At 45.0% G+C, this 26419-nt stretch carries 23 protein-coding genes; 7 read left to right on the forward strand and 16 right to left on the reverse strand.

The window, feature by feature from the left end; genetic code table 11:
* Positions 1–343 precede the first annotated feature (343 nt).
* Positions 344–2035, forward strand: coding sequence for a mechanosensitive ion channel domain-containing protein (locus C1S73_RS15730; RefSeq protein ID WP_038871288.1), 1692 nt, complete (start codon positions 344–346; stop codon positions 2033–2035).
* Between the two features lie 77 nt (positions 2036–2112).
* Here the strand turns inward: C1S73_RS15730 and C1S73_RS15735 are convergent, their stop codons facing one another.
* From C1S73_RS15735 to C1S73_RS15775, 9 genes are all read right to left on the reverse strand, one after another.
* Positions 2113–2397, reverse strand: a complete 285-nt coding sequence (locus tag C1S73_RS15735) for a putative quinol monooxygenase (protein ID WP_038871285.1) — start codon at positions 2395–2397, stop codon at positions 2113–2115.
* Between the two features lie 68 nt (positions 2398–2465).
* A complete protein-coding gene (locus tag C1S73_RS15740; RefSeq protein WP_038871282.1) occupies positions 2466–2861 on the reverse strand; it encodes a VOC family protein in 396 nt (131 codons plus the stop codon).
* Positions 2862–2943: 82 nt separating this feature from the next.
* Positions 2944–3240: a ribbon-helix-helix domain-containing protein gene (locus tag C1S73_RS15745; RefSeq protein ID WP_038871280.1), complete on the reverse strand. Its 297-nt coding sequence runs from the start codon at positions 3238–3240 to the stop codon at positions 2944–2946.
* A 146-nt stretch (positions 3241–3386) separates the two neighbouring features.
* Entirely contained in the window at positions 3387–4964 is a 1578-nt protein-coding gene (locus C1S73_RS15750; RefSeq protein WP_038871278.1) for an alkaline phosphatase, read from the reverse strand.
* Positions 4965–5136: 172 nt separating this feature from the next.
* A complete protein-coding gene (locus C1S73_RS15755) occupies positions 5137–7035 on the reverse strand; it encodes a BCCT family transporter (protein WP_038871275.1) in 1899 nt (632 codons plus the stop codon).
* 120 nt (positions 7036–7155) lie between these two features.
* Positions 7156–7530: a hypothetical protein gene (locus C1S73_RS15760; protein ID WP_038871272.1), complete on the reverse strand. Its 375-nt coding sequence runs from the start codon at positions 7528–7530 to the stop codon at positions 7156–7158.
* Between the two features lie 460 nt (positions 7531–7990).
* Positions 7991–8938 carry a ChaN family lipoprotein gene (locus tag C1S73_RS15765; RefSeq protein ID WP_038871270.1) on the reverse strand — a complete coding sequence of 316 codons (948 nt, stop codon included), beginning with the start codon at positions 8936–8938 and terminating at the stop codon, positions 7991–7993.
* 84 nt (positions 8939–9022) lie between these two features.
* A complete protein-coding gene (gene rlmA / locus C1S73_RS15770; protein ID WP_038871268.1) occupies positions 9023–9865 on the reverse strand; it encodes a 23S rRNA (guanine(745)-N(1))-methyltransferase in 843 nt (280 codons plus the stop codon).
* A 109-nt stretch (positions 9866–9974) separates the two neighbouring features.
* Positions 9975–12011, reverse strand: a complete 2037-nt coding sequence (locus tag C1S73_RS15775; protein WP_038871267.1) for a methyl-accepting chemotaxis protein — start codon at positions 12009–12011, stop codon at positions 9975–9977.
* A 364-nt stretch (positions 12012–12375) separates the two neighbouring features.
* Here C1S73_RS15775 and C1S73_RS15780 point away from each other — a divergent pair, with 364 nt between their 5' ends.
* Entirely contained in the window at positions 12376–13344 is a 969-nt protein-coding gene (locus tag C1S73_RS15780; RefSeq protein WP_038871264.1) for a nucleoside hydrolase, read from the forward strand.
* Positions 13345–13354: 10 nt separating this feature from the next.
* Here C1S73_RS15780 and C1S73_RS15785 read toward each other — a convergent pair whose 3' ends face one another.
* The 3 genes from C1S73_RS15785 to gap form a co-directional block, all read right to left on the reverse strand.
* Positions 13355–13702 (reverse strand): hypothetical protein, encoded by a 348-nt coding sequence (locus C1S73_RS15785; RefSeq protein WP_038871262.1) that lies wholly within the window; start codon positions 13700–13702, stop codon positions 13355–13357.
* A gap of 113 nt (positions 13703–13815) precedes the next feature.
* Entirely contained in the window at positions 13816–14700 is an 885-nt protein-coding gene (locus C1S73_RS15790; protein WP_038871260.1) for a D-hexose-6-phosphate mutarotase, read from the reverse strand.
* A 180-nt stretch (positions 14701–14880) separates the two neighbouring features.
* On the reverse strand, positions 14881–15876 hold the full coding sequence (gap, locus tag C1S73_RS15795; protein ID WP_038871258.1) for a type I glyceraldehyde-3-phosphate dehydrogenase: 996 nt from the start codon (positions 15874–15876) through the stop codon (positions 14881–14883).
* Between the two features lie 334 nt (positions 15877–16210).
* Between gap and msrB the strand changes: the two genes are divergently transcribed.
* Positions 16211–16624 carry a peptide-methionine (R)-S-oxide reductase MsrB gene (gene msrB, locus C1S73_RS15800; protein ID WP_080774313.1) on the forward strand — a complete coding sequence of 138 codons (414 nt, stop codon included), beginning with the start codon at positions 16211–16213 and terminating at the stop codon, positions 16622–16624.
* A gap of 117 nt (positions 16625–16741) precedes the next feature.
* Here the strand turns inward: msrB and C1S73_RS15805 are convergent, their stop codons facing one another.
* Positions 16742–17563 carry a DUF2989 domain-containing protein gene (locus tag C1S73_RS15805; protein WP_038871253.1) on the reverse strand — a complete coding sequence of 274 codons (822 nt, stop codon included), beginning with the start codon at positions 17561–17563 and terminating at the stop codon, positions 16742–16744.
* Between the two features lie 101 nt (positions 17564–17664).
* Here C1S73_RS15805 and C1S73_RS15810 point away from each other — a divergent pair, with 101 nt between their 5' ends.
* A complete protein-coding gene (locus C1S73_RS15810; RefSeq protein WP_038871251.1) occupies positions 17665–17949 on the forward strand; it encodes a YeaC family protein in 285 nt (94 codons plus the stop codon).
* A gap of 106 nt (positions 17950–18055) precedes the next feature.
* Here C1S73_RS15810 and ansA read toward each other — a convergent pair whose 3' ends face one another.
* Both ansA and sppA read right to left on the reverse strand, forming a co-directional pair.
* The gene (gene ansA, locus C1S73_RS15815; RefSeq protein ID WP_038871249.1) at positions 18056–19069 is read right to left on the reverse strand and encodes an asparaginase; all 1014 of its coding nucleotides are present in this window, start codon (positions 19067–19069) and stop codon (positions 18056–18058) included.
* A gap of 113 nt (positions 19070–19182) precedes the next feature.
* Complete coding sequence (gene sppA / locus C1S73_RS15820; protein WP_038871246.1) at positions 19183–21033, reverse strand: signal peptide peptidase SppA; 1851 nt, start codon at positions 21031–21033, stop codon at positions 19183–19185.
* Between the two features lie 225 nt (positions 21034–21258).
* Here sppA and C1S73_RS15825 point away from each other — a divergent pair, with 225 nt between their 5' ends.
* The 3 genes from C1S73_RS15825 to C1S73_RS15835 all read left to right on the forward strand — a co-directional run bounded on the left by C1S73_RS15825 (position 21259) and on the right by C1S73_RS15835 (position 26070).
* Positions 21259–23271, forward strand: coding sequence for an NADPH-dependent 2,4-dienoyl-CoA reductase (locus C1S73_RS15825; protein WP_038871244.1), 2013 nt, complete (start codon positions 21259–21261; stop codon positions 23269–23271).
* Positions 23272–23451: 180 nt separating this feature from the next.
* Complete coding sequence (locus C1S73_RS15830) at positions 23452–24000, forward strand: NAD(P)H nitroreductase (RefSeq protein ID WP_009707307.1); 549 nt, start codon at positions 23452–23454, stop codon at positions 23998–24000.
* Between the two features lie 102 nt (positions 24001–24102).
* Complete coding sequence (locus C1S73_RS15835) at positions 24103–26070, forward strand: DNA topoisomerase III (protein ID WP_038871241.1); 1968 nt, start codon at positions 24103–24105, stop codon at positions 26068–26070.
* Positions 26071–26132: 62 nt separating this feature from the next.
* On the opposite strand, the gene C1S73_RS15840 is transcribed toward C1S73_RS15835, so the two are convergent.
* On the reverse strand, positions 26133–26339 hold the full coding sequence (locus tag C1S73_RS15840) for a hypothetical protein (protein WP_009707305.1): 207 nt from the start codon (positions 26337–26339) through the stop codon (positions 26133–26135).
* Positions 26340–26419 lie beyond the last annotated feature (80 nt).

Genomic DNA, 26419 nt, shown 5'->3' on the forward strand with positions numbered 1-26419 from the left:
ATTGAATTAATTCCACTTATTGCTATTTTTTGTAGGGTTAATAGCAATGACGGCAGCAAAAATAAACATAGCAGGGTTTTCTATAATGTCAGGAAAAATAAGCATTTTGTTGCTTATTTCACGTTGTTTTATTTTATTTTGTGCTCGATTAGGCAAATATCAGAGACGTACACCATGTGGCACATGAATTGAGTTGTCATAAGAGGAGAATTGTGAATTTAGTACGCACTTTTTATTAGTGCTCGTTTTCTATTTCGTGGTGTAAACTTACAGCATCTACTTTCAAGGATTTATATCCCGGCGCTTGACCATCCCGTTCAAGTTCGTCCCTTACGAGGTAAAAATGACGTTACTATCCCCCCTAACAGTGCGTTTTACACCATTCAAGGTGTTGTTTATGGCGTTTGCTTTGACGATGAGTTCCTTCATTGTTAATGCAACAGAAAGCACAGAAAAGGTCGTAGAAGTGCCAGAGGTTTCTGCCGCTGAAAAGGCCATCGATAATATCAATCAAGATATCATTGATTTGTCGGAAAGCTTAAAGCAGGCCCGTGGTGATGAACGCGATGCTTTGCAATTGCAACTGTTCCAGAAAAATGAAGAACTGAGAAGCCGCCTTTCAACAGCGATCAGCAATAAATCGATCCCTCACGAGACGTTGATTGAGCTGGTAAAAACTCAAGAGATGTACTCCGAAGGCGCTGTCGCTTATCTGGATGATAAAATCATAGCGCTAAATGAAGAACTCAATAAAGCCAAAGATGAAGACAAACTATCGCTCGTTAATCAATATCGCGAATTGCAACAATATTTAGATGTAAGCTACGAGTCGAGTTGGCAAAACCTAAAATGGTTAAAGAGCCTTGATATTCAAGACAAGGATGCTGACTCAGAATTTAAAGATAGTGTCGATAAGCGCATGCGCTTATTGTCTGCTTCGATTGAGTACTTGAACCAGCAGAGTGAGATCATTGGTTCGCAAGTCTCTTCTAGCCCAGAGTCGGAAAAAGCATCACTTCAGTTGAACCAATTGATTCTCAAGCAGCGATTGAACGTGGCGACAGAGAGTTTGCGTACTCTGATTACGATTGGTGACAACCTTGGTTTAGAAACCTCTGAATATAAACGTCAGATTTTTGAAGTAACAGGCAGCATTACTCACGACTTGCTGAACACCAAAGTAATTCTGTCTATCTTGAGCCATTGGTCGAACTCAATGGTGGATTGGTTTGCTGAGAACGCACCACAGCACATCTTCCAGTTGTTTGTGTTTGCTCTGATCCTGCTGATTGCCCGCGCACTGGCGAAGCTAACGCGTAAAGTGGTTAGCAAGACGGTGGCATCGAAGAACTTGAAGCTGTCACACTTGATGCAAGACTTCTTTATCTCGATGTCAGGCAAAGCCGTGTGGATCATCGGTATCATGGTTGGTCTATCTCAAATCGGCCTTAACCTTGCTCCAATCCTGACTGGTTTCGGTATTGCTGGTGTGATCATCGGTTTCGCATTACAAGATACGCTATCAAACTTCGCTGCGGGTATGATGCTACTGATCTACCGTCCGTTCGATGTTGGTGACTTTGTTTACGCAGGTGGTGTAGACGGTAAGGTAAGCCACATGAGCTTGGTGAACACAACAATCCGTACTTTCGATAACCAAATCATCATCGTGCCAAACAGCAAGATTTGGGGTGACGTGATTAAGAACGTGACACATGAGCGCATTCGCCGTGTCGATATGGTTTTTGGTATCGGTTACTCAGATGACGTACTAAAAGCAGAAGAAGTATTGGCAGATATCGTGACGTCTCACCCTTCAGTACTTCGTTCTCCAGAGCCAATGATCAAGCTTCATACACTGAACACTTCTTCAGTTGACTTCATTGTTCGTCCTTGGGTTAAAACGGATGACTACTGGGATGTTTACTGGGATGTAACTCGAGAAGTGAAACTGCGCTTCGACCGTGAAGGCATTTCGATTCCATTCCCACAACAAGATGTGCATTTGCACATGGTGGAAAAGAAAGAAGCATAAATTTCTTTTACTTGAATCCAAAATCAACAAAAAGGCGCTCAATTAGAGCGCCTTTTTTATCGGTTTAGCAGTAAAGATTACAGCTCATCCAAGAACGTGATTTTTGGCTCACTGGCAAGTAAACCATCAATCTCACTCAATAGAGTCTGGAAATGCGTTGTTTTGCAGTGTTCGTCAAACGCGGCTTGGTCTGCAAACTGCTCTTGGAATAAGAATTGGCTTGGGTCATTTTTGTCTTGGAACAAGTGATAACGCACGCAGCCCGTCTCATTTCGAGTCGGCTCTAGCATCGCTTCTAATGCTTGTTTTAGTTGATATACGCAGTCAGGTTTTGCGTGAAATGCAGCAGTTAAATGAATCATAGTTGTGTTTGCTTCTTTGTTTTTATTAAAGGGGATAGTGGCAGTTTCTGTTAGGACAGAACTTACTATCAGAGATAGCGACCTTGACGCTGCAAGAACTCAATTTTGTAGCCGTCTGGGTCGGTAATGAAGAAAAATGTCGCTAAGTGTTTTTCCTGATGGTCAAAGACTTTGATGTCGCTCGCTTCGATATCTAGCGAGTTCAAGCGTCGATAAGTCGCCGCAATGTCTTCTACGCTTACCGCAAGGTGCCCGTAAGCCGTACCATGTGTGTATGGCTCACTTTGGTCGTGATTGTGAGTGAGTTCTAACTCGAATCCCGTTTCAGGGTTTGCTAAGTAGGTAAGAGAAAAGCCGTCGAATACGTATTGGTCTTTGATTTCTAGCTCAAGTGCGTCGCGATAAAACTTAAGAGAACGCTCCAGATCGCTTACGCGAATCATGGTATGAATCATTTTTGTCATGAGTACTCCTTAATACTGCGCCTAGACTAGTCAGTTTTAGCGCGAGTTTGGTAGTACTCAGGTACGACAATAACGTGAGTGGTTAGTTTTGCTCACTTAGTGCTTGATCTAGCGTCGCTTGTGGTTGTCGAGCGTAGGTAAGGCAGGCGCAGCGAAGCAGAGAGGCGAAGTTATTGACCTCCCCGTTGTGTTCTAACGCTTCTTGGTAAACGGTCGTGATGAACTTAGGTACGGTCATGTCTTGGGCAGAGGCAATTTCTTCTAGAATCAACCAAAAACTCGATTCCAACTTTACGCTGGTGGCATGGCCATCAATGCGGATGGAGCGGGTAACAAACTGATAGTTTTCTTGTGGTTGTTTAGCAAATATTTCGCACATAAGGTTATTCGTTTTTATAAAAGAGCCGCAATTATTGAAGGGAGGGAGTAAGCCGTCAACCGTTTCTATCACAAAAAAACGCTCCCAGAAGAGAGCGTTTGAGTATCACCACGAAAGTGGCGTGAGTGTGGTTAAGCGTTGACGAGTTAGTTAATTTGCTTGATGAGGTATTGACCTAGCTCAGAGTGATGCATGATCTTGGAGATAGGTAAAATCGTGCCAGCTGGCCCCCAAGCAAATACGTTTACAGGGGTGTGCGTATGTGTGCCAGTTCCCCAGACTGTATTCTGTTTCGTCCCTTGTTCGCGAGCGAGTAGGTTACCTCTATCGTTGTAAGGAAAAAACGCATCAAAATCGTTAATTGCTGGGACGTTTTCTTCACTTAAATATTTGTGGCTTGCTAAGCGATAAGGGTTTGGTTTACTTGCTAAGACGCGCTCTGCCTGTTCTGGTGTGATAGAAAAGTCACTATTTTCGTTTACGATTTCGGCCAATTTAGCTGGTGTTTGTTTTGTTTTATCAAGCTTTTGAAACTCGCTGATCATGCCGTAGTAGCTTTGTTTTTGATTATAAAGTCCATCAAGAATATCGAACTTGCCGAAGTTGAAGTTGGGTGCGTAATCGCGGTTCGCAAAAGCCTCACCATTGCGCTTTTGTGGTTTGGGTAAATCAGCGGAAGAATAACTGAAGCCAAATGAACCGGTTTCATGATCGGCAGTGACTATCACCAACGTGTCTTCACGGCCTTTTGCCCATTCGTATACAGAGTTCACTGCTTCATCAAACTTAATCAGTTCGTGCAACATGGTTCCGGCGTCATTGCTGTGACCCGCCCAGTCGATTTGACCTCCTTCGACCATTAAGAAGAAGCCATCTTTATCCTTAGATAGGATATCGAGCGCTTTTACGGTCATTTCTTCTAGTGACGGTTGAGTCCGTTTCGGATCATTTTTGTTTTTGCTGTAAGCGATGCCATCATCCATGCCTGAATAGGCAAATAACCCCAGTAGCTTATCGCCGTTGGAGGTTTCAAGCATATTGCGGTTAAACGCCAAACTGTAACCTTGTTGCTGCGCTTCCGTCAGTAAGTTACGCTCGTCTTTGCGTTTCGATTTTAGGTAAACGTCACCCTGGGTCAGCTTCTCAAGTTGTTTGTATGTGTCGCCTTTCTCGTTGGTTGATTTAGGAATCCAATGACGAAGGCCGCCAGAAAGCATCACATCCACGCCGGTCTCTAGCATATCAACTGCGATACTATTTTCGAGAGAACGATGCGGTTGATGAGAAGCAAAAGCCGCTGGTGTAGCGTGTGTCATTCGTGTATCCGACACCAAGCCCGTTGCTTTGCCTTTCGCTTTGGCTTTTTCCAGAATGGTTTCCACGTGATTACCTTGGCTATCAATACCGATCACTTCTGATGCCGTCGGGGTGCCAGTAGCGAGCATTGTGGCCGAGCAAGCAGAATCGACGACAATCGCATCCTCAGGGTTGGTCAAGGATGAACCAATTACCCCTTCCTGTGCGAGCTTGTAAATGGCGGTTGTTTCGCCTTTGTAAATCGAGTTTGGTGCGTGATTCGCGTAAGTCTCTAACAAGCCTACTTGCTGAGGGCCCATGCCATCACCAATCATTAGGATAACGTTTTTGATTTCTGCTGATAGAGCATTGAAAGAGAGCGTGGACGCCGCTACTGCGGTCACAATTGGGGTCACTAAGTGCTTCATTGTATATTCCTTATTTATAAAAGCGTGCAAATTAAAACAAGGATTTATGACAAAATTGCTACCGTCACAAAAGGTTCATGTGTACTTCATTTCTTTTTACTAGGGCAGAAATAAGAAAGCCCACAGAAGTGGGCTTGAATTAGGTTTAGGAGTGGAAAGTCATGAGCTAAAGCTACACCGCGTAAGCAGGGCTTTGGGCCACGATTTGATTAAACTCGACTCTTGATTGCTGGGCCGCATCAGATAGCTCGAGTTTTCTCTCTTTTGCTTTCATGACATTATCCAATAGGGTCTGCAGCTCATCCTGCATCTCCTGAGGTAAGTGATGATCAGCAAAATCATTGTCGTCGCTATGCTCCAGAGCAAAAGCGCGAATTCGTTTACGTAGTTTCATGAGCTCGGCTAACGCTTCACGCTCTTCTTCTGCCGCATCTTGAGCTGCATCACGCGCACGTTCAAACTTCGCCATTGCCATGCCTTCTGTTGACCACGGATCAAATTCTGGTAGCTCTTCAATGTTGATGGTTGGTTCGATGTAATCTTCTTGATGACGAATATCCAGCGTGGTTGCACGTACCGCAGAAACCATCAGCATGATTGAGATACCCAACAAAGGTAAACCACCCACGATAGCCGCGGTCTGTAGTGTGCTTAACCCACCCATAAACATCAGAACCGTTGGAAGAAAGGATAAGGTGAATGCCCAGAACATTCGGTTCCAACGCATTGGTTCTTCCGTGACGTTGTTTTGTACAACAGACGCAAGAATGTAGGAAATCGAGTCAAAGGTCGTGGCAGTGAAAATAATGCAAAGCACAGTAAATACGGCGATGACTAACGTACTCATTGGCAGTGCATCTAACATCGAGAAGATCGCCGCGGTTGCGCCTTCTGCATTTAGGATAGCAACAACGTCTAGTTCTCCTGATAACTGTAGCGACAAGCCATAGTTACCTAGAATCATAAAGAATAAGAAACAGCCTAGAGAACCAAAGAAAATCGAGCCAGATACCATTTGTTTGATAGTGCGACCGCGAGAGATACGCGCCACAAACAGGCCCATGCTAGGTGCAAATACTAGCCACCATGCCCAATAGAAAATGGTCCAATCTTGTGGGAAGTGGGTGTTATCAAACGTACCGTAACCGCCGAACGGTTCCGCCCATGTTGCCATTACAAAGAAATTAGACAGCATTCGGCCAATCGAGTCTAAACCCGTTTCCAGCATGAAGATGGTAGGTCCAACCGCTAAGATGAACGCCAGTAAGCCCATCGCACCCCAGAAGTTAATGTTGCTTAAAACTTTAATGCCTTTCTCCATACCTGCGTAAGAGGAGTAAGCAAAAATGGCCGTACAGATCAGCAGTACTAACACTTGGCTATATGTGTTTTTAGGCATACCGAAAAGATAATGCAGACCTTCGCCGATCAACGGAGCGGCTAAACCTAAGCTCGTTGCGGCACCGCCAAGCAGGCCGAAGATAAACAGTACATCAACGATTTTACCGGCGGCGCCTTTACTACGTTCTTCGCCAAGCACTGGCATCAATGCACTGGATACTTTCAAAACGGGTTGTTTACGTACGTAGAAGAAGTACGCAATTGGCAGAGCAGGGATAAGGTAGATAGACCATGCGATTGGGCCCCAGTGGAAGAGGCCATAGGTCGCCGCCCAACGCACCGCTTCTTCACTGCCTGGTTCTAGTTGAAAAGGTGGTGATTGGTAGTAATACGCCCATTCGATGCAGCCCCAGTAAAGAATGCTGGCACCGATGCCGCCACAGAACAGCATCGCCGCCCATGACGCAGTAGTAAATTCTGGTTTCTCGTCAGGGTCACCGAGTTTGATTTGTCCCATGTCGCTGAAGACAACGTAAATCATGAAAATAAAGGCAGCAAGGCCGAGTGCAAGGTACAAGAACCCCAATTTATCCGTCATGAAGGTTTTTGCGATCGCAATCCATTCTGCACCCTCAGTCGGGAACATAATTAATGGAAAGACAATAGAAAGTAACAGCGCGATAGCGCCAAAGAAGGTTGGTTTGTCTATGAGAGAAAATGCATTTTTCACAGTTCATCGTCCGTTAATGAATAGTTATCCATTATGGACTTGGGTAAAAACAGTGTTCAAATGAGGATGGTTGTCGTAACGGAAAAAACTCTTTTTTAACCAATAATTTAAGGCGATATTTTAAACAAGAGCGAGAATAATACCACCAACGGTCAATGCCGCAGACAAATATTGACCAGCAGAGTATGAGCCATCATCCTCTTCTTCAATCGTATCTGGGTGATCCATCCCGAGTGCGCCATGAGCGAAAGATTCGACTTTGTCACCAACGGTCTTATTTTCGGCTTCCAGCTTTTTGCTCTCGTGATCAATCTGTTGTAATGCGACGAGTAAGGCTTTCCCTTCAGAGGACAGCGTGACCGTATTTTGGTCGACCTTTAATGGTGCGGCATTGGCACTTTGTTCAGCCACTTTCGCTTGGTCTCGGTTATTTTGCTGTGCTGCATTACTATAAACCGATTGACGGTTGACTGAATTGCTTCCTACTGGATTCATCTGTTACCCCTTCGAACAACGACACTCCTTTATGAGTGCAGGTATACCCAAGTGACTTCAAGATGCAGGATTCAGAGCGTTGTCATTGATTCGAGGTCAAGGAAAACAACGCAGCGTAATAGCTGGCTCTTTCCAAGTTGTTTGACGCAGAAATTGGGTCAATGACACGCTCCCGAAGGGCTAGTTGACTTGGCTTGTATACTTTGTTGTCGATTCTTGATTTGGATCCACCAAACCTTTAAATCGCCGCCGCGTCTACAAACCAAGTCATTCTCGCTGAACCTAGCATCTCGAGGTTACTTGGGTATAAAAAGCAGTTATCCCTATATCGACGGCAAAGGCTATTTCTTGAATCAATCAAATACAAAAATAGGTCTGTTTTTGCCGCTTTCTATGTATATCTAGAATAGCTAGCAAAAAGCAGACCTATTTATCTTAAGTCGTGGTCGGATTTTTCCAATTACTTACATTGAAGATCGCTGTTGCGCTTAGCTAGATGCTTGTACGCGGCCATGCGGTTTGCGTTTTGTACATAACGCACAGGTGGCGCAAGGACTTCTAATTGGTAATCCGAACCGTCTGAAGTAATGTCTGCAGTAGGGGTAATGACGACAACGTTTAAATCTGGGTTACGATTCAAGATAGAAGCCGCTGTCCCTAAACCGTCTTCAGTATGGAATTTGCCCGCGACGTGAACCACTTGAGTACTTGGGTGTTGCTCTAGGTATTTGACGATAGATTCTGCCATGGTCTCATCCCATGTTACCTGAGCTGCGTATTGCTTTTCAGTCTGCTCTGGTTTGCCGTGGTGCATGGATGCCATGAACTTCTCTTTGTATGGGCTGTTTGCGGTGTTGACTTCGTCCGCGACAAAACTGCGCTCATCACTGTCGAGCTTCTCTAAGTAATCGATGCCTTGGCGGCCAATGCAACGCACAATATTTTTCGGCGCATTTGCGGCAATCACGGGAATATCAGCTTGCTTGGCAAACTCAACCAGCGGGCGGTAATCACTTTCGTAGTTTGGCCAAGCATTACTTTGCTTCATAAAGTATTGCTCACCAATTTCGCCGTTTAAGTATGAATCTAAGATTGCTTGCTTGTCGCGTGTGACCTGCTCCATTGAAAGCGCAAGAGGACGATTAGTAGAAGACAACTGCTTTAGCATGTCAGTCTGGAAACGGTGAATACCTGCGTGTGTGTGCCATTCGCCAATCAAAATTACATCGGCTTGTTGTAGGGCTGGGGTTAGCTGATTGACTGAGATGGCTTCACCGGAAGGGGCATGAAGCTGGTAGTCGTAGAAACTGGTTACGTCGTCAGTTGCGGCGTTGGGAACGGTCGGTGCATTTGAAGCACAACCAGTAAGCAAGCCTGCAAAAATCAGACTTAGTGTAGAAAAGCGCATTAAAAAGCCTCCAAAAATGTCCGAATGATATTAATGGAGGCTGATAAATGAATCAATGGTAATGAGAATAATTAGCGTTACATTTTATGCTTCATTCTCAGATTGATTCGATTTCTTACGGTAAACGCGCAACATAAAGTCAGCCTCACATTGGAAAAGTGTAGATGACTTTAGCTCTTCGCGAAGCTCGTCGCTGGCTTTCCATGCGAATGGTGTCATTTGCAGTAGGTCGAATGCGACGCCGTCTTTTAAGTCCATGGTGTAGTTGAGCTTTTGTTGATGCTCAAGTTCGAACCCTTCAATGTTCTCGGGCTCTTCGTTGTGCAAGCGTATCTCTTGGTAGATACGTTCACGGAACTGGTACAAATGACGGCCTGCTGGCGTGACTGTGATAACAACACCGTTATCTTTAATCACACGTTGTAGCTCTTCTGCTTTACACGGAGCGTAGATACGTAAAATCGCGTCTAGAGATTGCTCTGCAAACGGCAAGCGATGGCTTGATGCCACGCTGAAATCGCAATTTGGGTAGCGCTTAGAGGCGAAACGAATGGCGACTTTAGAAATATCTAGACCATACACCGTCGCTTCTTCATTTTGTGAATGCAGAGACTGCTGAACTTGGTCTGTGTAGTAGCCTTCGCCGCAACCAATATCCAACAATTGATGGCTTGTGCCTTCGGTGTATTTGGCACATAGGCTTGCCACTTCTTGGCGCATCGGATCGTAATGATTGCCTTCTAAAAAGCGACGACGTGCTTGCATCATCTCTTTGTTATCACCTGGATCTTTTGAGCGTTTGTGGTGCGCTGGCATCAAGTTGACGTAGCCTTCTTTTGCTAAATCAAACTGATGGTTGTTTTCACACTTAAACGTCTTTGCTGTTAGCTCAAGAGGTTGGTGACATAGAGGACATTGATAGTTCATGACGATCTCTGGACAGGAAGTAGGGCGGCAAATTCTATCAAAAAGGGATGCTGCAAGCGAAACAAAAAAGAGCCGAATTATCGGCTCTTTCATCGGTTTTATTGGAGGGTTAGTGGAAGAAATCCACTTGCTGTTTTAAGTTTTGTGCTTGGTGCTGTAGCTCGGTTGCGCTTTGCGATGTTTTAGCGCTGGTATCACGGCTTTCGCGGTTCAATTCGCTAATAGAGTGCGCGTTTGCGGCAATCTCTTGAGAAACTTGAGCTTGTTCTTCTGAGGTTGCAGCAATAGCATCGGCTTGAGAAGCAATGGACTGAACTTGTCCTGCAATAGCTTCCAGCGCAGTGCCTGCTTCTTGTGCTTTATCCAATACTTTATTCGCGTTTTGCTGGCTTTCCGTCATCATGCTTACGGCATTGCTGGTGGAGCCTTTAAGTTTCTCGATGATCTCTACGACATCTTTCACTGAGGTCTGAGTTCGATGAGCAAGCGTTCGTACTTCGTCTGCCACTACGGCAAAGCCACGGCCTTGTTCACCGGCACGTGCAGCCTCAATTGCTGCGTTAAGCGCAAGTAGGTTGGTTTGCTCTGCGATCTCATCAATCATTTTCGTCACGGTTTGGATGCTTTCGCTGTCACGGTTCACTTGCTCGATAGCTGCCGCAGATTGGTCGATTTGGTCGTTTAGCTGAGCCACATCAATACAAACGCCTTCAACGACTTCGAGACCTGATTGGCTATCAGTGTTTGCAGAGCGCACATTTTCGGCAATTTGCTCAACTTGCTGAGCGACAGATTGAGCAGACGAAGCCATCTCTTCAATTGCAGTCACCACTTGCTCTACCTGTTCTTGTTGAAGATCCGATTGCATGAGGTTGCGGTTTGCATCATCCACAACGCTGGTCGAGTTACTTTCAACTTGGTCGCTAGTCGAGCGAATTTGACCAACCAACTCGTTCAGTTGTCTCGCCATATTGGCAACGCCGTTGTTCAAGTTAACGATTTCGTTTTTCGATGCTTTACCTGAAGCCGGAATATCAATACTCACTTCACCTTTTGCTAAACGGTTCATGTAGCCATTCAAAACGGTGAGTGGATTTAGCGTTCGGTTAAGAACAAGCGTAAGCACCACAAAAGTTGCCGCTGCCACAATTAGAGAAATCGTCGCAATCAGTTGAAGTAAAGCTTGGCTGCCTTTGGTGACTTCATTGATGAAAGTGCCACCCAAGAGTTTCCAGTTCCAACCTGGTACTTGAGTGTAAACTAAGTACTTTTCACCCACGGTGCCTTGGTACTCAAATGGGTAGCGAATTAAGCCACTTTCTTGTTCGAAAAGTTGGTAGAAAGGCTTGTTGCCGTTGTAGTCAGACACTTCTTGAATCGGTGGATCGCTCTCTTCGTGTTTTGGGTGAAGAAGGTAGTGACCTTGGTTGTCTTTTTCGTTATCCAGAATAATGGTGTAACCAGTGTCACCCCATTTTACGCTTTGTAGCGAGCTGAATAGATCTTGGGTTGCGCGCTCAACAGGTAAACCAATGAATGAGATACCGTTGACCTTACCATTCGCGTCTTTTAAAGGTGCGTAGTAGGTGATGTAGCGCTCACCATAAAGTTTGATTTGCGCATAGTAAGGTTGGCCGTTTTTAAGCTTTTGGTAACCTGGGTGGTTAAGTCCCAATGTGGTACCAAGTGCTCTTTTACCTTCAGGATTTTTTAGTGAAGTAGCAACGCGAATGAAGTCGTTGCCCATTGGAGCAAACAGGGTTGCAACAGCGCCAGTGTCACGAGTGAAGCTATCAACTAACTTAGTGTCACCAATCAAGCTTTCACTGTATTGGGTTATGTTTGATACTTGGTGACCTTGAAAGTCGACGTTGTAACTCTCGACATAGACGCCCGCCAAATAACCATTACGGAAGGTTGATTCCAAAACTTCTGCCGTGTGCAGATAAGCATTGAACTGGCCTGCAATGGTTTTTGCCATCGATTCCACTTTAGATTGATGTTCTTTCAGCGTGTTTTCTAAAAGTACGTTTGAAGCGTTTTGATAAACAAGCGCAGCAATGCTTGAAAATGCAATAAGCAGACAAAGTGTGATGACCAGCTTGAGCTGAAAACCGACACTTTGATTCCGATATTTGTCTAGCATGTAGTGTCTTTCCTGATTATTGATAGATGTTATAAATGTTGTATCGGCATGCTAGCGATTTATATGACGAGTTTTTTTGATATTTATTAAGTTAATTGTCAAAAAATAAGAGCAACCAATAGCTTAGATAACAAATGACCGCTGGCTGGGTGATTTTATTGCAGAAATGGAATGACCAAATAAGGTTGAGTAAGTTGAGCCACCAATGAATTTGATACTAGTGGGCGAAAATTTCATCTGTTTGGTTGAAGCAATAGTAAGGAGCAGCGACTAAAAGAAAGCTCATACCTTCGGCTTTGGTCACGTTTATCCTTGTTTTTTATAGGTATTGTTGGGGCTTTCCAAGCGTTTAATAGAAGCTGATATGACAAAGAAAATCATCCTAGACACAGATCCTGGCATCGATGATGCGATGGCCATTCTTTTTGCTGAAGCCCATCCTGATATCGACCTTATGGCCATTACAACCGTTTATGGCAATGCAACGATAGACAACGCGACGCAAAACGCCCTTTACCTAAAACAGAAGTTTGGTATGAAAGCCTTGGTTGCGAAAGGTGCGGATAAGCCTTTAGTAAAAGCGCCGGTTGGAGCAACGGTTGTCGTGCACGGTGAAGCAGGTTTTGGTGATGTAAAAGCGCCGAGCGCACTGGATGTAAGTGCCATTGATACGCCTGCCTATCAGTTCATCATCGACCGCGTTAGAGCAGAACCGGGAGAAATCACCTTGGTGGCCGTGGGCCCTTTAACTAACCTTGCGCTCGCTTTGGAAGCAGATCCAGAAATCGCTAACTTGGTTAAGGAAGTGGTTGTAATGGGCGGTGCTTTTGGTGAGAACGATCATCGAGGCAATGTTACGCCATTTGCGGAAGCAAACATTCATGACGACCCTCATGCCGCAGATAAGGTATTCACGGCTTCGTGGCCAGTCGTCATCATCGGTTTGGATGTTACGGAAGAGAGCTTCTTTACGGGGCAATACCTAGACCAGCTGCGTGAGGATGCGGGAGAAGTAGGGCAGTTCATTTGGGATGTGAGCCGCTACTATTTGAAGTTTTACTCCGAGAAGGTTGGAATGGATGGTTGCCATGTCCATGATCCTTCTGCGATTGCGTATGTCATTGATCCTGAGCTGTTTACTTTGCGCAGTGGTGCCGTCCGAGTGGTGACTGATGGGCCTGCCGAAGGGATGACGATTCAGAAAACGGATCAACGCAAATACATGCACGATGAGTGGAGTGCTTTCTCCGCGCAAAACGTTGGGGTCGGTGTGAAAAGCGATACACTGCTTTCACTTTATCGAGAATCGATTATTCGTTATTCAAAGCGATAACGGAGTGGTGTTATCTGTAATAGTCGATGACTTGCACAGATATTCTCTCGTTGTCTGATTTTACGGGAAGAGTAAAAACATTCGACGCCGGATATTGATTTTGATTGTCGTAGGTCAGCCCCTCAATCTTCTTGAACGGTTTATTTTCGGCATAGAACATCTCAATGCTTATTGCCGTTTTCTGGTTCGCGGAAACTTGGAAGCGGCAGATTCCGGTGGGGCAATAGACTTGATATCGTGTTGGAGACAATTGCTTGTATTCGGCGACGTTCTTTTCGGCTTGTAACGAGACCTCAGTGTTGGCACAGCCAAACAATAAGCCCGTAAGAAGCGATATTGAATAAATGCGGTATTTCATCGTTGCACCATTATCTCGACTCGTTTTGGTTGGACTTAGTATGGCATGAGTGATTCTTGTGTTGTGCTTTGGAAATGTAAAAAAAGGCCGGGAGAACCGGCCTTTAAACTGTATTACTGCGCTGAAATCACAGTGATAAGTTCATGTGTCTCACCTGGCTGTAACGTCTTGCCTTGCTCGATACTTGGCGCATGCACTGTCGATTCCACACATATCATGGTTTCGTAGCCGTTGTCTGCCATGTCACCCATGCCTTGTGCGCCTTGTGCCCAAGGATTCCACAATACTGCTGAGTTATGGCCTTGGTTTTCAACGCTCAACGTGCGATCTAACACTGGGTCTTTCACCAAGATTTGCGCTTCTGGCTGAGTGTAAACACGGTCGATGGTATCAGTTAGTTGAAGGACATCACCACCTTGGCAGATTTCACCTTCTTTTAAGCTGTCGATGTACTCAGGTCCCATACCTGTTGTTTGTGCTTGTTTGATATCACCAACGTTTAGATATGTGTGTAGTGCACCTGAGAATGTCCACTCTGCATCATCAATGTTGGTGACTTTCAGTGTCACCTTTAGCTCGTCGCTGATTTCAACAACAAGACGAGCATCAAACATATGTGGCCAGATGTCGTGAGTTTCTTCGGTTGGGAAGAGAGCAAGTTCAACGATCACGCCGTTGTCGTTCTCACGGTGTTCAACCAATTCCCATTCTGCTGTGCGCGCAAAACCATGAGCTGGTGCTGCAATGCGGCCAAACCAAGGCCAACAAACAGGAATACCACCGCGAAGTGCCGCTTTGCCATCAAAGATTGCTTTTTCGCTCATCCAGATTAGGTCTTCTTGGCCTGCTGGTGTGAACGACACGACATGACCACCGTGTAGTGCGATACCTGCCGTTGCTTTCTCATGAATAACGCGAACGACTTTAACCTGATCAACTTCAACGATAGTGACGTTATCAGATAGCACGGTTAGAGCTGGGAGAGTTTTTAAATCCATGTGTTGCTTCCTATCGCTGGGAGGGAGAGCTTTTTAGACGCACTTCGCACATTGAGTGCAACGTCGAGTCTTCATTCTCTCAAATTCCAGATACAAAAAAGGCGACTCTAGAGCCGCCTTTTATTCAAATCTTATGTTTCAAACACAAGCTTCGCTAATTGCTTTTCAGCTAAGTAATAATTACTTAGAGATGTGAGCGATTAGGTCTAGAACTTTGTTTGAGTAACCGATTTCGTTGTCGTACCAAGATACAACTTTAACGAAGTTATCAGTTAGAGCGATACCAGCTTTAGCATCGAATACTGAAGTTTGAACTTCACCGATGAAGTCTTGAGAAACAACTTGGTCTTCAGTGTAGCCTAGAACGCCTTTTAGTTCGCCTTCAGAAGCTTCTTTCATTGCTGCACAGATAGCTTCGTAAGATGCGCCTTTCTCTAGGTTAACTGTTAGGTCAACTACAGAAACGTTAGCTGTTGGTACGCGGAAAGCCATACCAGTTAGTTTGCCGTTTAGTTCTGGAAGAACAACGCCTACAGCTTTAGCAGCACCAGTTGAAGATGGGATGATGTTCTGAGAAGCACCACGACCACCGCGCCAGTCTTTAGCAGAAGGACCGTCTACAGTTTTTTGAGTAGCTGTAGTAGCGTGAACTGTAGTCATAAGACCAGATACGATACCGAACTTGTCGTTAAGAACTTTAGCGATAGGCGCTAGACAGTTAGTAGTACAAGAAGCGTTAGAAACGATGTCTTGACCTGCGTAAGTTGAATCGTTTACGCCCATAACGAACATTGGAGTTGCGTCTTTAGAAGGACCAGTTAGAACAACTTTCTTCGCACCAGCAGTGATGTGCTTACGTGCAGTCTCGTCAGTTAGGAAAAGACCAGTTGCTTCAGCTACTACGTCAACGTCGATAGCATCCCATTTTAGATCTTCAGGGTTGCGCTCTGCAGTTACACGTACAGTTTTACCGTTAACGATTAGGTTACCGCCTTCAACTTCAACAGTACCGTTGAAACGGCCGTGAGTTGAGTCGTACTTAAGCATGTATGCCATGTAATCTACGTCGATAAGGTCGTTAATACCTACAACTTCGATGTCGTTGCGCTCTTGCGCTGCACGGAATACGAAACGACCGATACGGCCAAAACCGTTAATACCTACTTTGATAGTCATTATAGTTGCTCCACAACTTAATTTCTGATTAAAGATAACTGGTAGTAAAATTACAGAATCCAGTAAACATCTGCAACAGATAATCGGACTTAACTTGTTTAAAGTCAAAAAAAAGCGACGCTTTTTTTAACAATTCTTCGCAAATGCTCGTTTTTTAAACTTTTAACTGGTTATTCTACATCCCAGTTGGCGTAATATAACTTCCGAGATAAGTACTCGTATCAAATTAATTACACATGGTGTTCTGGTGAGAAAGTATGTGCTACAACTGTTACGAGAAGCAAGTTTTTTGCTAAAAAAGTCATTGCCAAAAATAAGAAATAAGGAACAGGAATTGGTGGAACAAAGCGGAAGAAAAGTAACGAAGTCCGATGAACAGTGGCGTGAGCAGCTCTCTGAGGAAGAGTTTCGCGTCTGTCGCGAGCAAGGAACAGAAGCTCCGTTCTCCGGTAAACTGCTTCACAACAAAGAGACAGGCGTCTATGCCTGTACTTGTTGTGATGCCCCTCTATTTGTCTCTGATAATAAGTACGACTCAGGGTGTGGCTGGCCAAGTTTTGATGCGCCAATTAATGACACCGCGGTCCGTTATTTAGAAGATCTGAGTCACGGAATGGTTCGTACAGAGATTCGATGTGGCGCTTGTGACAGTCATTTAGGTCATGTTTTTGAAGATGGGCCGCAAACAACAGGCGAACGCTATTGTGTAAACTCGGTGTCGTTAATTTTCAACAAATCTGACCAATAAGCCGGATAATGGTTGAAAGAATGTTTCATCCTTTCAATTAATAAAATAGTAATTGTCCACTCAAGATAAGCCGAGAGACAAATAAAAAACTCCCAATATGAATGGGAGTTTTTTATTTTATAAATTACTTGGGATCATCCTTGGCGAATAATTCCCTTTCTCTATCGACTTCGAAATAGATTTAGCCAAATCGTCTAGTTGTTCATATTTCTCTGTCTTTGAAAAATTGAACATACGCTTTAATTGTTGCTCATTGGCGAGCGGAACATCAAAGCGTTTGGCTACCATCGCCCATAAATAGGCCTGCTCTTTGTTACCTAACCCTTGATTGATGCTCGCGAGCGACTTGAGGATGGCTGGATTGAGGTTGTTCTCGTCAGACATTGAAAGCGAATTATGAAGTAATGTTAACGTTTTTTGCTGGTCTCTATTGGTATAGAAGGTCGCTAAGGCATATTGCATCTCAGCATTGTTAAGTTGAGGGGAGCCTTCCATTTGCAAGAATTGACGCCTCGCTTGATCGTCTCCCGTTTGAGACCATAAAAAGTATAGGGTCGCAGGATCGTCAGAACCTTTTAGTGTCGCGACGATACGTTCTAATTCGTCAATGCTATGCACTAATGCATCGAAACGTTTTCTTTTTAACGCGCTTTGATCGATAGGGGTAATTTGAGAGGCAAGCTCAAGGCATTTCCTGTACTCAGCAACCAAAGCGTATTCGGTGATCTGGTTCGCTTCTGTTGGGCTTTTGAGTAACTCAAATCGATGCCAGACTAAATTCGTTCTAGGAATCCGGCACTGTCCATCGTCCATGTTGAGTTGCTCGCAACGCAGTTTGGGATTGTTTTGGCACAATTCTTCCGTTGTTACGTTGCCTTCAAAGCAGCCTGTTAAAGTCAAAGAGGCAAGGCTTGCTAGTAGCCAGTATGTTCGTTTCATGGTTTTGCTTGTGATCCGTTACACCAATTCATTTTTGGATTCTTGACTCTGTTTACTAACCCGTTATGTTCTGTGAATAGAATGTAATAAGAAGGTACATTATGGACGCAGAACAATTATTAAATGCGATAACGCCAGAAGTCTATGATCGATTGGTTTACGCAGTAGAAACAGGAAGATGGCCTGAGGGTACAACACTTTCTAAAGAGCAGCGAGACTCATGTATGCAAGCTGTGATGTTGTATCAATCAAAACACAACACTGATGCGCAGCACATGACCGTGGCTGCTGGTGGAGAAATCAGTTTTAAATCGAAGCAAGAATTGAAGAAACAGTTCAACGAAGAAGAGCAAGATATTGTTCGAGTAAACCCGAATCACAGCTGATAGTCCTATTCTTACTCTCCTTGCAGTAGGCAGAACAGTAAATATTGAAAAGCCCAATTTTGAATTGGGCTTTGTTGTTTAAGATACGAACAGTAGGTTTACCGAACTACAGGCTCATTTCACCACGCAGTACTTCTTGCATCTTCGTTTTGATCTCTTCATAAGACAGGTTCTGGCTTAGAAGGTAGTGCAGTTTTGCTAGCGCTGCTTCTGGCGTCATATCAAAACCACTGATTACGCCAGAATCTGCAAGTGCACAACCAGTTGCGTAGCCGCCCATGTTGACTTTACCCGCCAAACATTGCGTTAAGTTCACGACAATGACGCCACGCTCAGATGCTTCTTTTAGATGACCTAGTAACTCAGGATTTTGCGGAGCATTGCCCACACCAAATGTCAGCAAGATCATCGCATTGACTGGTTGACGAAGTGTATTGCGGATTACTTCGTGTGAAATGCCAGGGTACATGGTGATCACGCCGATAGGTTGAGGCGTGATGTTGTGTACTTTGAAGTCACCCTCTGGCTTTGTGCCTACTGCAACATTGTTGCTGATCTGGATATTGATACCTGCCTCCAACAGAGGTGGCAAGTTTGGCGATGTAAACGCGTTAAAGCCATCAGCATGAGACTTGGTGCTGCGGTTACCGCGCATCAACTGATTGTTGAAGAACAATGTTACTTCGTTGATAGGGTAGTTTGCCGCAATATGCAGAGCATTCAGTAGGTTTGCTTGGCCGTCTGAGCGCAGTTCTGCCAGAGGAATTTGTGAGCCGGTCACGATGACAGGTTTACCTAGGTTCTCCAACATGAAAGACAATGCAGAAGCGGTGTACGCCATGGTGTCGGTACCATGCAAAATCACAAATCCATCGTATTTATCGTAGTTGTCACGGATATCGTCAGCGATTTGTTGCCAGTCAGCAGGAGTCATATCCGAAGAATCGATCAGTGGCTCGTATTCGTGGATAGTGTATTCCGGCATTTCTGGACGGTGAAACTCGGGCATGCTGGCGAGTTGTTTTTCCATAAAGCCAGCGACAGGGACGTAGCCGTGATCGGATTTTTGCATACCGATGGTGCCACCGGTGTAAGCGATGTAGATGTGTTTTCTAGTCATCGTTCTACTTTACTTTCATGTAGGGGAACAGTGGCGGGGATTATAGCGAAATGAAACCTAATAAAAAGGGGCATCTCGCACAGAGACGCCCCTTTTTGGCTAAGCTAGGTTAGCTATTGCACTTGGCAATTTAAGCAGAACGCGTATTGACCTTTTGGATCATTAAAACTTTGTAGCATGCTAGCGTCTTGTTCAAATTGCTGAGCCACTGGTTGAAGGCTCTTAGGTAAGAAGCTCGTTGCGTCAATACCGAGTGATACTTTGACTTGGTTCATGAACTCTTGAACAAATTGCTCTGTCGGTGAAAGTGGTTCTTCAACCCAGTAGATTTCGTAGTTCTCTACCTCAGCCAGTTTCGCCGCCAGTTTAACGGCATCATCGAAATCACCCATTTGATCGACTAGACCGAATGACAACGCGTCTTGACCCGTCCACACGCGACCTTGCGCTACTTTGTCCACTTCTTCAAGTGACATATCTCGGTTTGAGCCAACCAAAGAAATAAAACGTTTGTAACCGTGCTCAATACCCAATTGGAACGCCTCAGAAGCGCCGGCAGAAAGACCCGTCGTGATGCCATCACCAGAGAATGGAGAAGTCCCCACACCATCAGTGCTAATACCAAGTTTGTTAAAGCCCTTTTCAAAGGTCGTAATTACGCTGAAGATACCGATTGAGCCTGTCAGTGTCGTCGGCTGAGCAACGATTTTGTCTGCGCTCATTGAAATCCAGTAACCACCTGAAGCCGCAAGGCTAGACATTGAAACCACAACGGGTTTACCTACTTCTTTTAAGGCTTCTACTTCATTACGAATCACTTCAGAGGCAAAAGCACTGCCGCCAGGGCTATCAACACGAAGTACAACAGCTTTCACTTTATCATCGTTGCGAGCTTGACGAAGTAGGCTTGCGACTGTGTCACCACCGACCGTACCACGTGGTTGTTGACCATCCATAATGGCACCGCTTGCAACAACAACAGCAATGTCGTTTTCAGCAAGGTTTAGTTTAGGACGCATGGTAGCAAGGTAGTCGTAATATCCAATTGCGTTGTAGCTGTCTTTGCCGTCACTGCCAAACTCTTTAGCGAACAGCTTACGTACGTCTTGGCGAGTAGCCAGTTCATCAACCAATCCCATTTTTACTGCAAGCTGAGCGATGTCGCCATCAACCGACTTCATCTCTGCTAGCAACTCTTCCATGGTTGGATTTAATGCTTTTGCATCAATGTTACGGTTCGTTGCTACGTCATCAACAAACGCGCTCCATAGTTGTGTGATCCAACGAGTCGCTGATTCTTTTGCTGCGTCTGACATGTCATCGCGGATGAATGGTTCAATCGCGGATTTGTAAGTACCTACTCGGAATACGTGCGTTGAAACATCGAGTTTCTCTAACAAGGTTTTGTAGTACATGGAGTAAGAGCTATAACCCTTAATCAATACGCCACCATCGGGTGCTAGAAAAACTTTATCAGCGTAACTTGCAAGGTAGTATTGGCTTTGATTATAGAAATCACCCACCGCATATACTGGTTTGCCTGATGCTTTAAACTCGTTCAGTGCTTTTGCAATGTAACGAAGCTTAGTTAGGTTAGTTTCTGGCATATCACGCAGAGCAAGGACAAGGCCCGAGACTTTAGGGTCGTCTTTTGCGTATCGGATGGTATCGACAATGTCGAATAACACGTTTTCTTTCGGAATTTCGTTACCTAAAACCGAACCAGCAATGGAATCCATTGGGTTAACGTAACGACGCTGCTCAACGATCGGTCCCGACAAGTTCATAACCAACGCCGATTCTTTATCAATGACAGGTTGACCTTCCCCAGTGTAGGTAAAGGCAAAGTAGAAGACAGCAATCATCACTAAAAAGATCAGGTTCACTAGCGCAAGTCTGACAAAGGTGATGGCTTTCCATATCCCCTTGAATATCAGACCAATAAATTTGAAGAGTTTTTTCATCTTGTCTCCATAACGAGATAGTCTTTCCCTAATCTTACAAAGTATGGGTTCTTATCTCTAAGATCTCAAAAGATAACAATTTTTTTAGCTTATCACGCTCATTCACAATTGGCATAGTTTAACGTGAGATTGACGCGTGTTGCAAAATTGTAAACGCTTGTTTGATTTTTTGGTTTTTGCGGCGTACTGTGGTCAGACCACAACAATAAAAATGGATGTTTAGTGATGTCTGCCATGTACCCAAATTTGTTAAAGCCATTGGACTTAGGTTTTACACAGCTACGAAACCGCGTCCTGATGGGATCAATGCATACTGGTTTAGAAGAGCACAAAGAAGGTCTTCAAAAGCTGGCTGCGTTTTATGAAGAGCGTGCCAAAGGCGGTGTTGGCTTAATCGTAACTGGTGGTTTTTCTCCAAATTTACGTGGCCGATTGCATCCGTTAAGCGCTGAATTTAGTAAGCCTAAGCACGCCAAAGCACATAAGGTTGTGACGGAAGCGGTTCACAAGCACGGCAGTAAAATTGCCCTACAAATTCTCCATGCAGGGCGTTATGCGATGCATCCATTCGCGCAAAGTGCATCGGGTATGAAAGCGCCTATCGCCAAATTTGCACCAAGCGAAATGAGCGAGCGACAAATCAAAAAGACCATCGAAGCTTTTGCTAATAGTGCAGAGCTGGCTCAGCTAGCGGGTTATGATGGTGTCGAGCTAATGGGCTCTGAAGGTTATTTGATTAACCAATTCTTATGTAAGCGTACCAACATGCGCTACGACGACTGGGGCGGCAGCTACAAAAAACGTATGCGTTTCCCTATCGAAATCGTTAAAGCAGTGCGTAAAGCCGTGGGCGAAAAGTTTATTATTATCTTCCGTCTCTCGATGTTGGACTTGGTCGAGCAAGGCAGCACGTTTGAAGATGTTATTGAATTGGCAAAAGCACTTGAAGAAGCCGGTGTGACAATAATTAATACGGGTATCGGCTGGCACGAAGCGCGTATTCCGACCATTGCCACTCAAGTACCCCGCGGAGCATTTACGTGGGTGACTGAAAAGGTGAAGCCGCACGTTTCTGTTCCAATCATCACCTGTAACCGAATAAATACCCCAGATGAGGCCGAACGAATTCTTTCTTCTGGACATGCTGACATGGTTTCTATGGCACGTCCTTTCCTAGCTGATCCTTACTTTGTTGCTAAAGCCGAGCAAGAAAAGTCACAGCTCATCAATACGTGTATTGGTTGTAACCAAGCGTGCTTAGACAATGTATTTAAAGGCAAGCGAGCAAGTTGTTTGGTTAACCCATTAGCTTGCTACGAAACTGAAATCGTGGTCGAGGATGCGTTTAAGAAGAAAAATATTGCAGTCGTCGGCGCGGGACCTGCTGGCCTCGCTTGTGCGACAACGCTGGCAGAACGTGGCCACAAAGTAGATTTGTTTGAGAAGAACGATCGCATTGGTGGTCAGTTCCGTTTAGCCATGCAGATTCCAGGTAAAGAAGAGTTTCGTGAGACCATCCGTTACTTTGCGAACCGCATTGAAGAAACTGGCGTTAACTTACATCTAGAAACTGAGGCGAATTACGATCTGCTGACTGAATATGATGAAGTGGTCATGGCATCTGGCGTTGAGCCGCGTAAAGTGAAAATTGATGGGATAGAAAACCCAGAAAAAGTGATCGATTATCAAACGCTGATCCGTGATAAAACGCCAGTAGGTGAAAAGGTAGCCATTGTTGGCGCAGGCGGGATTGGTGTTGATGTGGCAACGATGCTTACTGAGCCCGCGGGACAAACACTTGATGATTGGCTGCATGAATGGGGAATCGACAAAGAAATGTCTCAACCGGGGGGATTGTACCCTTATCCTGACGCCGTTGCTGATAAAGAAGTGTGGGTACTTCAACGTCGTAAGGGTCGCGTTGGAAAAGGACCGGGTAAAACCACAGGTTGGATTCATAAACGTACGCTTGAAAAGCGCGGTGTTCACTTAGTCGGTGGCGTGTCATACGACAAGATTGATGATGGCGGCCTACATATTCAAGTCAGCGGCAAGGCGCAATTGTTAGAAGCTGACAAAGTGGTTATTTGTGCGGGGCAAGAGTCGGTTCGTCCGTTTGAAGACAAATGGCATGAGCTAGGCGAGAAATTACATATCATTGGTGGTGCAGACCATGCTGGGGAATTGGATGCGGTTCGCGCCATCCGCCAGGGTGTGAAACTGGCTGTCAAACTGTAAGTATCATTCTTTCTTAACTATTTTGCTGCGCCAAGTGCGCCGCTTTTTTTGCCTATTTAACGCCTAGAAATCTAAAATTGGCTATCTAAACCCCCAGAAAACAGGTTGTTATTCGAAAGTTTGGATTATGCTAAAGTGAGCTGCGTAAAAATAATAATTCAATCAAATAAGGACTTGCTCATGGAAGCTCTCGATCTTTTGCTCAACCGTCGTTCTATTGCCAAGTTGTCTGAGCCTGCGCCAGAAGGTAAAGCGTTGGAGAATATTATTCGTGCAGGTTTGCGCGCGCCTGATCATGCGGGTTTAACCCCTTGGCGTTTTGTGATTGCTCAAGGCGATGGCTTAAAGAAACTGTCAGATATTCTTGTTAAAGCCGCTGAAGCGGAAAACAGTGAAGAAGCGGTCGTTGAAAAAGTAAAAAATGCCCCGTTTCGTGCGCCAATGGTCATCACGGTGATTGCAAAGGTGACGGAACATGAAAAAGTCCCTGCATTCGAGCAATACCTCTCAGCAGGCTGCGCGGCACAAGCGATGCAGATGGCAGCGGTAGCACAAGGTTTCCAAGGTTTTTGGCGCTCAGGTAAGTGGATGTTCCACCCAGAAGTGCATCAAGCTTTTGGCCTTGAAGGCGAAGATCAAATTGTAGGATTCTTATATCTTGGCACACCCGGCTGCACCCCAATGAAAGTGCCAGAGCGTGACCTGTCTCAGTTTGTTGAGTTTCAGTAAGCTAGAAAGTGACGCTATAACTGTTCATCTGTACAGTTTTCCTTGATTTGTTAGGGCTACATTAGATAATGTGGCCCTAATTATTATCATTTCCAAAACCTTATGTCTCGTCTGTTTATTGCTGAAAAACCAAGTCTAGGTCGCGCGATTGCGGCTGCACTACCAAACCCTCAAAAGAAAGATCAAGGCTTTATCCGTTGTGGTAATGGTGATGTCGTGACTTGGTGTATTGGTCACTTGTTAGAGCAAGTTGAGCCCGATGCCTACGATGAACGCTATAAAAAATGGAATATAGCTGACTTGCCGATTATTCCTCAGCAATGGCAGTTAAGACCGAGAAAAAGTGCCAGTAAACAGCTCACGGTAATACGTAAACTCCTTAAAGATGCGACAGAAGTTATCCATGCAGGCGACCCGGATCGAGAGGGGCAACTGCTGGTGGATGAGGTGTTGGACTACTGTAAGCTCTCCAAAACCAAGAAAGAAGCGACACAACGACTTCTCATTTCAGACTTGAACTTACCCGCGGTTAAGCGTGCATTGAGCTCGATGCGTAGCAATCGCGATTTCATTCCTCTTTCTGTTTCAGCTTTGGCGCGCTCTCGCGCTGATTGGCTTTACGGAATGAACATGTCTCGCGCTTATACTTTGCTGGGCCAAAAAGCAGGCTACCAAGGCGTATTATCGGTCGGGCGAGTTCAAACGCCTGTACTTGGTTTGGTGGTACGTCGCGACGAAGAAATCGAAAACTTTGTACCCAAAGACTATTTCACTCTGCATGCATTGATCCCTTATCAAGATCAAAATGGTTCGTTTGATATTCGCGCTCGTTGGAAGCCAAGTGAGGCATGTAAGCCTTGGCAAGATGAGGAAGGTCGTGTTCTTAACCGAAAGCTCGTCGAGAACGTGGCGAACCGCATTGCTAACCAGCCTGCGAAAGTCACGGAATCTGAGCAAAAGCAAACTAAGCAGTCTGCGCCACTTCCTTATTCATTATCAGCCTTGCAGATTGATGCTGCCAAACGCTATGGCATGAGTGCCCAACAGGTTTTGGATACTTGTCAGGCGTTGTATGAGAAGCACAAACTGATCACGTACCCACGTTCTGATTGTCGTTACTTACCGACGGAGCATTATTCGCAAGCGGGTTCTGTCACTTCCGCTATTGCTAACAATGCCAAAGAGCTACAAAGCGCGGTGCAAGGTGCGGATTTATCGATTAAGTCTAAAGCGTGGAACGACAAAAAAGTTGATGCTCACCATGCAATTATTCCAACGCCAAAACAAGCAAATGTGAATGCATTATCAGGTAATGAGATGAAGGTGTATCAGCTCATTGCCCGTCAATATTTAATGCAATTCTATCCAGCTGCAGTTTATGCGGAAGCGAAGCTCGTCTTTGATATTGCTGGTGGTACGTTTATCGCTAAAGGTCGCCAGCTTGTTTCTCCGGGCTGGAAAGCGTTAATGGGGAAAACAGACAAAGAAGATGAGGGTATTGATGCTGTGCCACCTTTAACAGAAGGCACCGTACTGACATGCCGTGAAGGGGAAATTAGAGATCGCAAGACAGAGCCGCCAAAGCATTTTACCGAAGCGACGTTATTACAAGCAATGACAGGTATTGCTCGTTATGTTGCCGATAAAGAATTGAAAAAGATTTTGCGAGATACCGATGGTCTTGGTACGGAAGCGACTCGAGCAGGCATCTTAGATACCTTATTCAAACGTCAATTGCTGACTCGTCAGGGTAAATCGATTTTGAGCTCACCAGCAGGGCGTGGCTTGATCCACGCTTTGCCAATGGACTCGACGTACCCAGATATGACCGCGCATTGGGAACACCAATTACAAGGTATGGCAGAAAGAAACCAAGCATATCAACCTTTTATGCAAGCGTTAGAACAACGCATAGACGGGCTGATGGGCGAAGTGAAATCAGGTCCGATTCCGGAATCTCTGCGTCATCTTCCTAAAGTAGAGCGACCAGCATTCAAGCGTAAGAAGCGCAGTTACAACAAATCTGGTGCATCAAAAACGACGACCACCAAACGTAAATCCTCTAAATAACGCATGTTTATTTACAAGAAAGCGGCACCATCCAGTGCTGCTTTCTTGTATTAAGGTCATGGCTAGTCGAACAAGTTATCGTTCTTGTCGATTGCGCCTCTGACGTCATCTTGAGTTAATACTCGTTTACCTAAATCCTGTTTTACTTGTCGTCCTAAGTCGATCAGCGTATCGCGATTCGCTTGAGTTTGACGTTTACCTGCACTTCTTAAGCAGTAATTGAGCTCATGATCTTCACTGAAATTCACCAGATCTTTATCTGCTGCCATGTTTACTCTCCTTAGTGGGGTTAATCCTCACTAAGTCTGGATAGGAAACGGTGAAATTCAAGTTAAGTAATGAGATTAGA

This window comes from Vibrio jasicida 090810c, assembly GCF_002887615.1.
Taxonomy (GTDB): Bacteria; Pseudomonadota; Gammaproteobacteria; order Enterobacterales; family Vibrionaceae; genus Vibrio; species Vibrio jasicida.